At 55.0% G+C, this 12966-nt stretch carries 12 protein-coding genes; 9 read left to right on the top strand and 3 right to left on the bottom strand.

What is annotated here, in order from left to right; all coding sequences use genetic code 11:
- Positions 1-203: 203 nt before the first annotated feature.
- Positions 204-1229 carry a zinc-dependent alcohol dehydrogenase family protein gene (locus BLU76_RS20790; protein ID WP_072345999.1) on the bottom strand — a complete coding sequence of 342 codons (1026 nt, stop codon included), beginning with the start codon at positions 1227-1229 and terminating at the stop codon, positions 204-206.
- A 257-nt stretch (positions 1230-1486) separates the two neighbouring features.
- Between BLU76_RS20790 and BLU76_RS20785 the strand changes: the two genes are divergently transcribed.
- The 9 genes from BLU76_RS20785 (at position 1487) to BLU76_RS20745 (ending at position 9531) form a co-directional block, all read left to right on the top strand.
- Positions 1487-2401: a LysR family transcriptional regulator gene (locus BLU76_RS20785; RefSeq protein ID WP_069970812.1), complete on the top strand. Its 915-nt coding sequence runs from the start codon at positions 1487-1489 to the stop codon at positions 2399-2401.
- A gap of 368 nt (positions 2402-2769) precedes the next feature.
- Positions 2770-3069 (top strand): His-Xaa-Ser system protein HxsD, encoded by a 300-nt coding sequence (gene hxsD / locus BLU76_RS20780; RefSeq protein ID WP_092224167.1) that lies wholly within the window; start codon positions 2770-2772, stop codon positions 3067-3069.
- On the top strand, positions 3066-4553 hold the full coding sequence (gene hxsB, locus BLU76_RS20775) for a His-Xaa-Ser system radical SAM maturase HxsB (RefSeq protein WP_092224165.1): 1488 nt from the start codon (positions 3066-3068) through the stop codon (positions 4551-4553). The genes hxsD and hxsB overlap by 4 nt, the downstream gene beginning before the upstream one ends.
- Entirely contained in the window at positions 4553-5788 is a 1236-nt protein-coding gene (gene hxsC, locus BLU76_RS20770; protein ID WP_092224163.1) for a His-Xaa-Ser system radical SAM maturase HxsC, read from the top strand. Before hxsB ends, hxsC begins: the two co-directional genes overlap by 1 nt.
- A complete protein-coding gene (gene hxsA / locus BLU76_RS20765; protein WP_092224161.1) occupies positions 5785-6393 on the top strand; it encodes a His-Xaa-Ser repeat protein HxsA in 609 nt (202 codons plus the stop codon). The genes hxsC and hxsA overlap by 4 nt, the downstream gene beginning before the upstream one ends.
- Positions 6394-6443: 50 nt before the next feature.
- Positions 6444-6857, top strand: coding sequence for a hypothetical protein (locus BLU76_RS20760; protein WP_092224159.1), 414 nt, complete (start codon positions 6444-6446; stop codon positions 6855-6857).
- A gap of 32 nt (positions 6858-6889) precedes the next feature.
- Complete coding sequence (locus BLU76_RS20755; RefSeq protein ID WP_092224157.1) at positions 6890-7174, top strand: hypothetical protein; 285 nt, start codon at positions 6890-6892, stop codon at positions 7172-7174.
- A gap of 156 nt (positions 7175-7330) precedes the next feature.
- Positions 7331-8281 (top strand): hypothetical protein, encoded by a 951-nt coding sequence (locus BLU76_RS20750; RefSeq protein ID WP_256572689.1) that lies wholly within the window; start codon positions 7331-7333, stop codon positions 8279-8281.
- A 293-nt stretch (positions 8282-8574) separates the two neighbouring features.
- On the top strand, positions 8575-9531 hold the full coding sequence (locus BLU76_RS20745) for a hypothetical protein (RefSeq protein WP_139211629.1): 957 nt from the start codon (positions 8575-8577) through the stop codon (positions 9529-9531).
- 514 nt (positions 9532-10045) lie between these two features.
- Here the strand turns inward: BLU76_RS20745 and BLU76_RS20740 are convergent.
- Together BLU76_RS20740 and BLU76_RS20735 are read right to left on the bottom strand one after the other, a co-directional pair.
- Entirely contained in the window at positions 10046-11731 is a 1686-nt protein-coding gene (locus tag BLU76_RS20740; protein WP_256572688.1) for an alkaline phosphatase D family protein, read from the bottom strand.
- A 5-nt stretch (positions 11732-11736) separates the two neighbouring features.
- The gene (locus BLU76_RS20735) at positions 11737-12861 is read right to left on the bottom strand and encodes a DUF4062 domain-containing protein (RefSeq protein ID WP_092224153.1); all 1125 of its coding nucleotides are present in this window, start codon (positions 12859-12861) and stop codon (positions 11737-11739) included.
- Between the last annotated feature and the right edge of the window lie 105 nt (positions 12862-12966).

Below are 12966 nucleotides of genomic sequence, written 5' to 3'. Positions count from 1 at the left end.
ACAGATTGAGGGCAAAAACCAGTTCAGATGTTGGTCGGCAGACCGTTTCAGGCTTGAGCGAACCGGGACAGGCCATTCAAGGCACGAAAGGCCAGGTAAGAACGCAGCACCGCCAGGCAGGAGGTGCCGTCAGAAAGGATAAGAAGGTGTCAGGACGAAGGCAACGCAAGAGCCCAGGCGATGACTCTTGCGCAAGGCAGGGTTCAGACCGGGTCGATGACCTGAAGGGCAACACGTTCACGGCAAGGGCATTCGCCCATGTAGCGGTGAGCCTCGACAAACTCGGAGAACGGGAAGACCCGAGTCTTGAGTGGCAACAGCACACGGTCGGCGGTCAGTTGATTGATATCGCGCAGTGCTCGCTGCAAGGCCACCTGGTCCTGGAGAATGCCCAGTTCCGGCTTGCCGGTGAAATTGCCGATGCAGTGCACAAAGAACTGAATGTTCTTCTGGAACGCCGCGCAGGCTGGAAACGGCGTCTGGTTGCCGCCCTGCAAGCCATACAGCACCAGGCTGCCACGCGGTGCCAACACGTCACCCAGCAGCGACATCTGCGGCCCGCCGAGGCCGTCGAAGACCACATCGACGCCACGGTTGTCGGTGAGCTTGTTGATTTGCATCAGCAAGTCCTGCTCTTCGGTGACGATGACCTTCTCGGCGCCCAGCGACAACAGGTACTCACGCTCGTCAGCCGTCTTGGTGGCCGCGATCACCCGCACACCCAGGGCCTTGCCCAGTTGTACGAAGGAAGGACCGGCGCAATGGCTGGCATCGGTGACCAGGGCGAATTGCCCCGGTTTGACCCGTGCCAGGTCCATGTAGGCGAAATAGGCGATCAGCAGCGGCGTGTAATGCACGGCGGCCTCGATCGGGCTGAGCACGTCGGGATAACGGGTCAGGGCGGTGCGTGGCAGCACGATGACCTCACCGTACACCGGATAATCGTTCGGGCTCTCGGCCGGAAAACTGGCGACCTTGTCGCCCACGGCCAAGTCATCGACGCCGTCGCCGACGGCCGTGACCACGCCGGCCATTTCATGGCCCAGGCCCGAAGGCAGGCGCGCCTGGGACGACGCCAGGTTCTGGCGCCACAAGGTGTCGTACCAACTGATGCCGATCGCTTCGACACGGACCTGCACTTCTCCTGGCGCAGGAAGAGCCGCCGTATGCTCTTCGCATTTGAGCACCTCGGCACCACCAAACTTGTGAAAACGGATCGTGCGGGACATCGCAAACCTCGTCAAAGTAACCTCTAATGCCATGAACTCTATCCGGGCTTTGTACCCAAGACCATCAGTGGCTATTAATAGTCGACATGCCTGTCATTGATTCCGCAGCAAGAAAAACCAAGCCATTGCGTAGGACTTAACCTAAGAAAACTCAATTAGCCGGTGCAGAGTACCAGTCTTTCCCCGTAAGATTCATGCCGGCCATTGTTCCCATATGGCCGCTCACGTCAAGCTTGCCGAATCTGCCAGGACCCCAGATGAATCGTAATGACCTGCGGCGTGTCGACCTGAACCTGTTGATCGTGTTCGAAACATTGATGCATGAACGCAGTGTGACTCGCGCGGCCGAGAAACTGTTCCTAGGCCAACCGGCCATCAGCGCCGCGCTGTCGCGCCTGCGCAGCCTGTTCGATGACCCGTTGTTCGTACGTACCGGTCGCAGCATGGAGCCTTCGGCCCGGGCGGTCGAGATCTTCGCCCTGCTCTCCCCGGCCCTGGATTCGATTTCCACGGCGGTCAGCCGGGCGGCGGAATTCGACCCGGCCACCAGCACCTCGGTGTTTCGCATTGGCCTGTCGGACGACGCCGAATTCGCCCTGCTGCCGATGCTGCTCAAGCGCCTGCGGGCCGAGGCGCCCGGCATCGTGCTGGTGGTGCGCCGGGTCAACTACATTCTGATGCCTGGTTTGCTGGCGTCCGGTGAAATCTCCATCGGTGTCAGCTACACCGACGACCTGCCGGCCAACGCCAAGCGCAAGGTCCTGCGACGCAGCTTGCCCAAAGTGTTGCGGGCCGACACCGCGCCGGGACGACTGACCCTGGACGAATTCTGTGCTCGCCCCCATGCCCTGGTGTCTTTCGCGGGTGATTTGAGCGGCTTCATCGATGAAGAGCTGGCGAAACTCGACCGCAAGCGCCATGTGGTGCTGGCCGTACCGCAATTCAATGGCCTGAGCACGCTGCTGTCGGGCACCGACATCATCGCCACCGTCCCTGACTACACCGCCGACGCCCTGACCGCCGCCGGCGGCGTACGCGCCGAAGACCCACCGATTCCAGTGCGTAGCTTTGAGCTGCACATGGCTTGGCGCGGGTCCCAGGACAACGATCCTGGGGAGCGTTGGTTGCGGTCGCGGATTCAGATGTTTTTCGGCGATCCTGACAGTCTCTAGGTTTCGCCGGGCGGGCTGTTCATCTGATCATTTCTGCCTTTCCACAAACCAGGGAGCTCCATTCACTTCCAGTGGATTGCTACATTGGGGGCACATCTGAGGGCATGCTTTGGATGGTTTGAAAAGGATGCCCCCAGCCTGAGGTCAAGTGGGCTATTGATGAGGATAGCTCCGACCGGACTCTCTGCGAGTTGCTATACCGGCCTGAGATTTTCAGCGAAACGGTGAACATGCAGCCGATGAACATTTGATGATTCTTCGCATTCACACTGAATAGATGCGTGCAAATGTAAAAAATTATGATGGCATAATGCCTCGGAAAGCGGCAATATCCACACGTTCCCAACGGATTTTAAGGAGCGGTTCCGATGACATGGCCAGTCACGCTGAAGCTCGATATCTCAGCCTACCCGCTCAGCGTGGTGCAACGCGCCGCTTATTCAATGGCCGACACTGTCGCAATCCAGATCGGTATTGAAGCCAATCAAATTAGCCTCACGGCCCACCCCGCTGAAGCAAGGTTAACGCTTTCCCCGGAGCAGGCTCACTCACTGATCCTCCAGCACCTGAACGACTTCGCCCTGCGCGACCATATCAACCGAGAAACAGCAGGGTTACGTGAAATCCTGGCCCGAGCCGCGCTCGCTGGATGTGGGATTTCCCAGTGACACTGATTGCGACAGACGCCAAGCACTACCGCTTGCTGCCTTTTCGATTCATGCGCATGAACACGGGACAAGCCCGTGACATCCTACTCACCTCCGATACCGGTGAGTACATGCACGTGAACGACGCGCAATTACGAGCCCTCAGTTACTTCGACGTTCAAGCACGTACGCCTTTTTACAAGGACCTGCTGGCCCGCCACTTCATCTACGAACCAGGTCGCCACGACCCGTTCCCGGAAATGGCCGCGCAGTATCGCAGCCGCAAAGACTTCCTCTTCCAGGGCCCTGCACTGCACTTGTTCGTGGTTACATTGCGCTGCAACCACACCTGCCAGTACTGCCAGGTGTCGCGGGCCCCTCTGGGCGGATCCGGCCACGACCTGTCGGAAGCGGATGCACAGGCGGCGGTCGATCGCCTGTTCGAATCGAACGCTCCCGCCCTGACTGTGGAGTTTCAGGGTGGCGAACCGCTTCTGGCCTTCGAGCGCGTCCGCCAGATTGTCGAATGGGTCGTTGAACGGAACGTGGTCGAACAACGGGATATCCAGTTCGTCATTACCACCACGCTGCACCACCTGACGGAGGAAATACTCGACTTCGCAGAACAAAATCGCATCCAGTTTTCGACCTCGCTCGATGGGCCGGCGCCCTTGCACAATGCCAACCGCCCTACCCCGTCACGAGACTCCTACGAACGCACTGTAAAAGGCATCCAGTGGGTCCGTGAGCGCCTTGGCCATGATGCAGTTTCCGCGCTGACCACGCTGACTTCAAGAAGCCTCGAACAACCTGAAGCGATCATCGATGAGTATGTAAGCCAGGGCTTCTCCAGCATCTCACTTCGGCCTCTGAGCCCTTATGGATTTGCCACCAAGAGTGCCCATCGACTTGATTACCCTATTGAGCGATACCTGGCCTTCTACAAGAAGGCACTGGCCTATTTGCTGCATATCAACCAACAGGGCGTATACCTCTCAGAGAGTTATGCGAGCTTGTTGCTGAAGAATATCCTGACACCCTTCTCCTCCGGCTATGTAGACCTGCGCTCCCCCGCTGGCGCAGGCACTGCGGCGCTGGTCTACAACTATGACGGTGACGTCTATCCCTCGGACGAAGCCCGAATGTTGCTGGAGATGGGTGAAGACGGCTTGAGGCTCGGCACCGTGCAGCAACCCTTGTCTGAATTACTCGCATCGCCCGTTATGAATGCGTTGCTCGCCAGTGGTGTAGCAGAGGCGCTGCCGGGCTGCTCCGATTGCGCACTTGTCCCGTACTGTGGTGCTGACCCCGTCGAACACTATGCCCGCCAAGCTGACCCGATCGGACACCGAGTGTTCAGCAGCTTCTGCAAGAAGAACATGGGGCTGCTGAAGCATCTTTTCGGCCTGCTTTGCGATGGCGACGACAACGTGCAGAGGGTGCTGCTATCTTGGTTGAACAGGCGCTCTTACAACGATGTCCGGTTCCCGGGTTACAGGGGCTGATGGCGATGCTGCGCAAAGATACCCACTTCGAAATCCATCACCTGAATGAGCCGAAACTGCTCAAGGTCATCACTCTGGATGAGCTCATCGAACAAGGCCTGGCTGTTTGTGCTGGAAGCGCTGAGCTTGGTGACCTGCTGCTTTGGCTGCCAAACGAAGAACGGCTACGGAGCCCGCATCTGCTCTCATTACCAGTGGGTGGATTCCTGATCCCGGAGCCATTGATCGGCGACTTCGACAGCGCGCGGCCACACCTGCACACCCCTAAAGATGCGAATGTCGTGCAGCCCGGCGATGTCATTGCCATCACACCAGGCAACGCGATGGTGCGAGTGCTCTATCGACGAGGCTCAGACAGCAACCTGCTGTTCATGACCGATCGTTGCAACAGCCTCTGCCTGATGTGCTCGCAGCCGCCCAAAGATATCGATGACCGTTGGCACATCGAGGAGAACCTACGGCTGATCGACCTGATGGACCCGGGCGAGGAAAATCTGGGAATCAGCGGCGGAGAACCAACGCTTTATCGCGACGGTCTGCTCGAAATCCTGGCCAAGTGCAGAGCCGTTTTGCCGCAGAAATCCATTCATGTGCTCAGCAACGGGCGTCTGTTCCAAGACCCGAGCTGGATCGCAGCGCTCTCTGCCATCGGCCACCCTCAGTTGAGCTGGGGCATCCCGCTGTATGCCGACAATCCCGAAGACCATGACCATGTGGTGCAGGCTCCAGGCGCGTTCAGCGAAACCCTGCAAGGTCTTTACAACCTGGCGCGGGCCAACCAGATCATCGAGATACGCGTGGTGCTCAATAGCCTGACCACGCCACGCTTGCCCGAGCTCGCCCACTACGTGTTCAGGAACCTGCCCTTCGTGCGGCATGTTGCGCTAATGGGTATCGAAAGTACCGGCCTGGCCAGGAAGAACTACGAAGAACTGTGGGTTGACCCGCTGGACTATCAAGACTCGTTGAGCCAGGCCGTATATTTCCTGTTTAACCGCGGAGTGCCGGTCTCGATCTACAACTTGCCCCTGTGCCTGATCCCGGCCCACCTCTCGCGTTTCGCCCGCCAGAGCATCTCGGACTGGAAGAATCTGTTCATCCATACCTGCCAACAATGCGCTGCCGTCAAACATTGCTCTGGCTTCTTCAAATCCCAAACCGACCGCTGGCAGAGCCGCGGCGTACAACTACTATCGACCGAGGCCTTTAGCGCCTATGCAAGGAGCGCACAGTGAAATTGCTCGACCGCTGGAAAGTCCTGATCAGTGGGATCAGCTTGCTGCCAATGGCAGGTACCACCCTGGCACAGGCGGGCCATCTGTCGCTCGCCGATGCGAACTGGCAACCCAACGACAAGCTACAGCCCCCAGTATTTGCCGATACGCTCAATTCGCCAGACACCGTCAACATCTATGCGGCACATCGCTCGCACAGTTCACACCGGTCCCACAGCTCGCACAGTTCTCACTACAGCGGCTCGGGTGGCTATAGCGCACCTCGCTACTACAGCCCACCCGCTACCAGTACCCGAAGCTACCGCACGCCGAGTGCTTCGAGCAGCACCTCAAGCAGCAACAGCCTTTATCAGTCGTCTGGCACTACCAGCGGGACAAGTTCGAGCACTTCAAAGAGCCGCGCGACCAATGAGCAGAAAAGCAACCTGGTCACCCGTGTGCAGACCGCGCTGATGGTGCGCCAGTATTACCAAGGCACCATTGATGGGGTGATGGGCAAGGCGACACGTGGTGCGTTGATGGCCTTTCAGATGGACAGTGGGCTGACCGTGAATGGCCGGATGGATACGCCATCGCTGAATGCGTTGGGTATCAAGATTCCATAAGTCGCTTCAGGTTAAAGCTAGCGTCCGTTCAGCAACGAAGGAATTATCCCATGCAGCACATCATTCAAGTCGACAACACTCTCTGGGCATTGATCAGCCGCCTGCAAGGCAAGGAACTGCAAACACCGTCGCGTAGCGCCCGTTTCCGTATCACGACCGTTGATGCAAATCGCGTTGTGATTGAGACCGGATCGGAAGACTCACAGTTGGCGCTGACTCGAGCAGCTTTCCAGCAAACGTTGGACTACCTCGCCGGTAACAATCATTTCGGCCAAGCAAAAGCTGTGGAAATCAGCTCCAACCATACGTACGAAAAAGCCGGCCCACTTTGCCAAGCGGCTCGTTACAGAGCAGAAGGCAAGCCGGGCCGTACCAACATCACCTACATCCTGCCGATTTTGGAGCAGTGCCAGGCAGTCGGCATCCGGTCCACCACCCCAAACAGCACTTGGCTGCTGCCCTGAACCGCTCCTGATATCTTTACAAGGACGCCAACATGTACGCCAAAATGGACACCTTCCGCCCCAGCAGTGCCGCGTCGTTCGATCAACCCTGCAAGGTTACGATCGACATCGAGTTTATCACCGTCTCCTATGACGACGCGGGGCAGACCTGGCAATACCGAGGCCAGGCAAAAGGCCCGGGGCATTACGAACTGCAAGCAGAAGGCTTCGACGGCAGAGCAACGCTGCACCGCTTCGAAGGCTCGAATGTGCTGGAAGGCACTTGGGTCGAAGACGGCATACGCGGGATGTGGCGAATTGTCTGCCAAGCCGATTAATTCGTCATTCGTGCCCACATAAATAAGCTGAACTCGTGGTGGCTTGATGGGCCGCCACGGGGTCATCCACCTCAACTGGCAGAACAAGACGTACATCAAGGCGGCCAAGCATTGCTGTCCGCATGGATTTTAGAAGCACTGAAAAGAAGTTCAAGGATGAAAATGATAACTCTGAAAGCAAAACTGCTCGCCAAATTCCAGCAATATTCCGTATCCCAACGGTTCTATCTCGCCTCGATAGTTACGTACCTCATCACGATTGCAGCTTCTCTATACACGGGCACATCCGCGCTTACCATCGGGACGGCGGTCGCGGCTGCATTGATAATCTGCGGATTCATTGCCTGGTGCATCCCTTTCGCCCGCTGGCTCCATACAGCATGGGATAAGCCATTCGCCAAAACACCCATCATCATTATGCATCTGCTTGCATTGCTGGTGTCGACAGCATGCGCGCGTTTCGCGGTTGCCGAGACGTTAGGGCTGCCCCCTCAAAGTTTTGATCTGACAGTCGGCTTTCTCGCGTTGCTGTTCTACACTCCATCGTGGCTGCTTGTGGTGGCAATACTCCTTGGTCTGACAGCAGTGCTGATCATGGTCATCGCGATGATCAGCCTGCCATTCGAAGCAGCCTGGCAACATATGACCCGCTTGGCCGCGCTCCTCGGCTTTCAAGCCAAATTCAAGCAATCGCGCAGTATGATCATGTTCCATGGTGCAGGGGCACTGATCATTAGCGTGCTATTTGCCATGAGCTACGGCTACCTTACCGACAACTTCAGTCCGGCCTTCAAGGCCGTGACCAAAGTCATTGCACTACGAAGTGATTTCCACAAGACCCCTAACTATCCTGACGTGCGGACTGGAGAATATGTGCATCCGTTGGAGAATGGCTTTATCGCTTACGCCCGCGAACAAGAAGACAAAAGTTTCATCATTGGCGTTCGTCTACAGCCTGCCGAGAATTACGATGTCGTCGTGTCGACTATTCCGCCTCTCAAGGTTGCAATAACAACCATGGCAGAACACATCAAGCAATCCCCTGCGCTGATTTGGCTGCTCAGCAGCGCTGCTTCAGAGACTAAGTCTGACTCGATGCTGCGTTAGGCCTGGTTGCCGAGCCAGCAGGACGGCAGCTTGAGACATCAATGGATGAGTCAAGGCGCATCAGTGGCTCTCCACCGATCCATTTCTTACAGGGGCATAGAAGCGCTTAAGCGGCGGAATCTGCATCTTCCAGCCCTGAACCTCCAAAACCCAAAAAACCGCCGATACAGATAAACGGCTTCAAAAAGACAGTGGAGGAAAGGCTTTGATCTGGTATGGACTACCAATAGGACAAATTAAGACATTACGGCGAATGATGATGCATCCGCTCGACTTTGATCCAATAAGTTACATTGAAAAAAATCCTTCATGAACCTGACTCACATCCTTCGAAGGAAACGCTGATTCTGGCTAGTGAGTTCAATAGGCTTAGAGAAAAATTACTGCCTTCACTGGGCCAGATTCATTCCAATCTAGCGAATAGCGGGCCATTAACCCTTGAAAACACCACAGCAAAGGCTAGGCCACTAGAATACAAATTCTTAAAGACCAGCCTTTCAGAGCCGCTCAAACAAGCGATAACCATTAAAGCCTGCGATGGCATCAACATGCAACTAGACAGGATCGCTGACTCTTTTAAGATAAATGAATATCACGGCACTAAGCCGAATGAAGGCCTGCATGACATTATTAGGCTTTACTTTCTTAGCGAGGTGCTTTTTCTTCTGCTATCAAAAACCGCATCCTCGACAAAGCAGGGTAACTTAATCGAAGTCAGACCATCCTCCCATGAAGTCACGAAGCAATTGCATCGAAAGTGGTTTGCTAATCAATGGGAGCAAAATAGCTGCGCAGCCAACATAGCTTATCTTGACATGATTCCTTTAGGCTTCGACAAGCACTCCATGTTTCCTTTGGTTATAAGGGCGCTAGGCGAAAATCTTGCAGATAAAATATTTTTTATCCCCGAAGGGAAACTACCATATAAAATTCAAAGCCTTCCAAGTATACAATGGGCTAGAAAGCTGTGTAAGCTTGCAGTTCTTTGCTCATGGTGTCAGATCAAGAACGAATTGAATTACGCACCCAATCAGCTCATCAGCAAGATTGGTATAACAACAGACGAGATTCAAAGAATCGAAGAACTCTCGGAAAAACAGCCAAGGCCTGACCGGGTGTTCGATGTCACCAGCAAAGGGATATCCATCAAAAATCCCAGCATTACAATACAGCTTCGGCATACAATCAATTATCTCGCCAACAAAATTTCCGACGAGAAATTAAATCACGAAATCGGAATGTTTTTTTGAAAAGAAGTGTGTGTTTGACTATTTCTTTCGTGAAAATATCAAGAAAAATTACTGCGCATTTGAAGGCTTTGTACCTCATGAAATCAGCGACCAAAACTTTAACCCTGACGTAGACCTGATAATCAAAGATATAAAGTGAAACCAATATTATTTTACTCAGGTTAAATATCTGCGAGCAGGCGGCAGAGCCTATATCCTTGGAGATACGGACCAGAATGGTCGCAGGGTTCAATGCAGTCTTGATCAGCAGCCGAGGATTGTTGACCCCGGGATAGCCCAGATTATCAGCACGCAACGACAGCGTCTTACCACCTATGAACCCAAGTCGAAGACTATTAAGGCGTGCACTAGAAAACTGAAATGGCCAATCTAGAAAACTGCAACGGACATCCGGAGCGCCCCGACCACTTCAAACCATCAGGCCCGCTGCGCCCTTCACAACTGAAACGGCTGCACTGCCTGCAAATGATTCGAAAATCCCGAGTCAGTCTCACATCGCCACGTCGCCCACAACTTACACCCCTTCCCCCACATCCAACTCGAACGCCAGCCAGTTCCTGGCGGGCATCATGTAACGGTTAGATCCCGGAAAAAGCATCATCTCAACGCAATGCTGTACATCAATCGACTGAACCTTACTGGCGGTCTGGTTCAACAGCTGAAGGAAAAGCCATTCCGATACCCCTATCAGCGAAGGATGAACCACACCGGAAGAGGTGAACTGTTGAACCTGCGCCCAGTTGGAGGTCGGAGGAATATCCCGGCGATAGCAACTCCCCCAAGCCGCCACATGCACATCCCCAGAGGCAATCGACACGCGTAGCAGCTTTTTCTCAGCAACGCGTGTTAGCGTCTCCAGAAGCCGCTTACGCTCACCCTCGTGATCTCCGTGCGACCAATGATCCTTCAAATCATCGGCATTGCTGTCGAGCACGTGATCCTGGCCAAACGTATCAAGCAACCCCTCAGCCAACGACAACTTAGGATGTGCCACAGGCACAGATGACATGAAAATCAAATGCTGACACTTGCTACCTGGATGAGCCGTCTTGCCATCGCGAAGCGTGTCGAGCCAGTCCTGCATCGCCTTCCAGCTTTTCTCACCAAGCACCTGAGTGCGAGAGCGCTCCGTACGTAAATCCCCCACATACAAGGACACAGGTCCTATGTGATGAGCAAAACTGAACCCCGGCTGATTATCGAGAAACGGCAGCGCCAATGGATCGCCCGCGAGCTCCACACTCCACTCGATCCGCTCAAACTGCGGATCCTGTTTTGAAATATTCACCCGCTGTTGCTGCGCCAGCAAAGGTGGCAAATCCTCAAGCGCGTGCTGAAGCTGAAAGACCCAAAACGCCTGGCGAGCACAACGCATCAACACTTGGAACACCGAGCAGTGCTGCATCTCACGACTGTAGGAACCCCAACCATCGAAGATGTCGTGGTCATCCCACATCATCACCGTTGGTATACGCGACATGGCATCGGCCGCATCCAGGTTCGGCAGACCCTTGCCCCAGTCGCGACGCGTGTCCGGTAACCAGCGCTTGGCATAGAGATCGAAATAATACGACTCGACCTCCTGCTCAAGTGCAGCATTCACCTTGAATTTCAGCTGGTCCTTACGCGACAACCCGACCCATTGCTTGAGAGGTTTGACATCCTCCCAAATCGAGTCGAAGTAAATCTGATCCCCACCCATTAGCAGCAAGTGGAAGCGCTTCAGATGTTTGTCATGGATTCGGCTTTCGTGCCAAAGCTGTTCTTTGTCCAGCTCGAAACTATTGGGACGCAGTTCACTGTCATGATTTTCGATTAGATCTGCCCAAACAGCATTTTGAGGCTTGGCCAACTTGCGCATTGCAGCTGGGTCCGAAAAGCCATTACAGGAGACATACGCCATCCTGGGCGCATAGTCTTTCCCGGGCACAGAGAACTTCCATCTAAAGTTTTCCCCCACCAAACCAAACTCTACGGCCCGCTCCTCCTTCTGGAGGGCGCAGCTCAGGTCATAACGAAGGATGGTTTCCTTAGGCCCCGCCAACAGAACCACAGGGACTGGGCACGCTTTTCCTTCGATAGAGAGTTTGGGTACAGGCGAACCGGTGGTGATGCCGATCAACGCAGTGACCCTCCATTTCCCTGCACTGATTCCTCGAAACGAAAGCACGGGCCCCACGGTGAAAAGCGACTTGGCCATCCTTGTTATCTCCCCTGATATTCAACAGCGATCACCCTGACGATCTTGGCGCGCGAAGCGGCTCTTTTCGCCAAGATGTCAGCCTCGCCGGTTTGATCCAGCCACTCCATGAATCGTTGTAGGGCATGGCGGGTTTGTGATTCATCACGACAATTTGCCAGGAACGCAAACTGTACTTTCTGTACATCGTCTGCGACGAAAATGCCGAAAGAACCACTGACCACCGTCGCATCGGCGAAGCCTAGCAACGCGGTGGCCTGCGTCTCAGTTGCACCTCGATGACAGGCAATCAGATGCAATGGCCCAACCGCAGTTTTCAAAGCATCTGCATGAAGGTGATCACGTAAAAAGGGTTTGCCAACAAGTTCGCGCGCAGCAGCAACACTGAATGCGGCCGGGATGGCGTGGACCAGAACCGCGACTTTCGCGCCGGCAATGGGAACAACGACGGCAGTCTCACTAGAAGGTGCATCTGTCCCGGTAAGCGCTCTCAACAGAACGGCTTCCATTGCTCGTTTGCGCTGACGGAAATCGAGACGGGTCCAGTCGAGCGCCTGCCCCATGTCAAAACGTGTAGAGGCTGCTGCCGTAACACCTCGCTGGGTTAGCACAACCAACGCGTCAAGAAGCGCTTCATGCACCCGGGTGCGCAATTGCTCGACAGTGGAAACAGTACCGCCTCGAAAAGGTGTCTGCAGCGAGACAAAATCCTGGAACAGTTTATTGCGTGCAGTCTCTGCGCCCTGCCCTTCACCCACCGGAATATTCGGCATAGCAATCAGGCGCACCTTGCCGCGGGTGGTGGCCAGGCCTTCCATGTATTCAGCATGGCAAATGCCAATGTCGCCAGCACGCTTGGCCCAACCTGCATTGCCATTGGACAACACAAGCATCACATCGCAATCATGAACAGCCTGTAGACAGGTATCCCAGCTATCGTCCATAGCATCGGCGGGGGGAGCGTCTTCATTGATCCAGACTTCAAACACCTGCCTGCCGAACAGCTTTGTACCTTCAATCTCGCGCTTGAGCTGCTCTCGAATTGAGCTAAGGGTGTGATCGCTATCAATGGGGAAACGGTCGTTGCAACGACTCGAAAGCATGACCTTGATTTTTTTGGACTGGGCCATCCTTGCTCCTAAACCTCAACCAGAGGCTCTAACAGCTCTGTGATCAAAGGTGATCCTTGCGCGACAAAGCTGAGCCGCGCGTGCAGTCCTCCTAGAACAGCACAG

The sequence above is a fragment of the Pseudomonas sp. NFACC08-1 genome (genome assembly GCF_900106735.1).
GTDB lineage: Bacteria > Pseudomonadota > Gammaproteobacteria > Pseudomonadales > Pseudomonadaceae > Aquipseudomonas > Aquipseudomonas fluorescens_Q.
The sequence above is the reverse complement of the archived record's forward strand: the minus strand, read 5'-3'. Positions and strand labels throughout refer to the sequence as shown.

Bases quoted from the DNA above. Each gene is read 5' to 3' on its own strand.
- BLU76_RS20750 (WP_256572689.1), top strand. From the start codon at position 7,331: ATGAAAATGATAACTCTGAAAGCAAAACTGCTCGCCAAATTCCAGCAA.
- BLU76_RS20740 (WP_256572688.1), bottom strand. From the start codon at position 11,731: ATGGCCAAGTCGCTTTTCACCGTGGGGCCCGTGCTTTCGTTTCGAGGA.
- BLU76_RS20735 (WP_092224153.1), bottom strand. From the start codon at position 12,861: ATGGCCCAGTCCAAAAAAATCAAGGTCATGCTTTCGAGTCGTTGCAAC.
- BLU76_RS20755 (WP_092224157.1), top strand. From the start codon at position 6,890: ATGTACGCCAAAATGGACACCTTCCGCCCCAGCAGTGCCGCGTCGTTC.
- hxsC (WP_092224163.1), top strand. From the start codon at position 4,553: ATGGCGATGCTGCGCAAAGATACCCACTTCGAAATCCATCACCTGAAT.
- BLU76_RS20760 (WP_092224159.1), top strand. From the start codon at position 6,444: ATGCAGCACATCATTCAAGTCGACAACACTCTCTGGGCATTGATCAGC.
- BLU76_RS20785 (WP_069970812.1), top strand. From the start codon at position 1,487: ATGAATCGTAATGACCTGCGGCGTGTCGACCTGAACCTGTTGATCGTG.
- hxsD (WP_092224167.1), top strand. From the start codon at position 2,770: ATGACATGGCCAGTCACGCTGAAGCTCGATATCTCAGCCTACCCGCTC.
- BLU76_RS20790 (WP_072345999.1), bottom strand. From the start codon at position 1,229: ATGTCCCGCACGATCCGTTTTCACAAGTTTGGTGGTGCCGAGGTGCTC.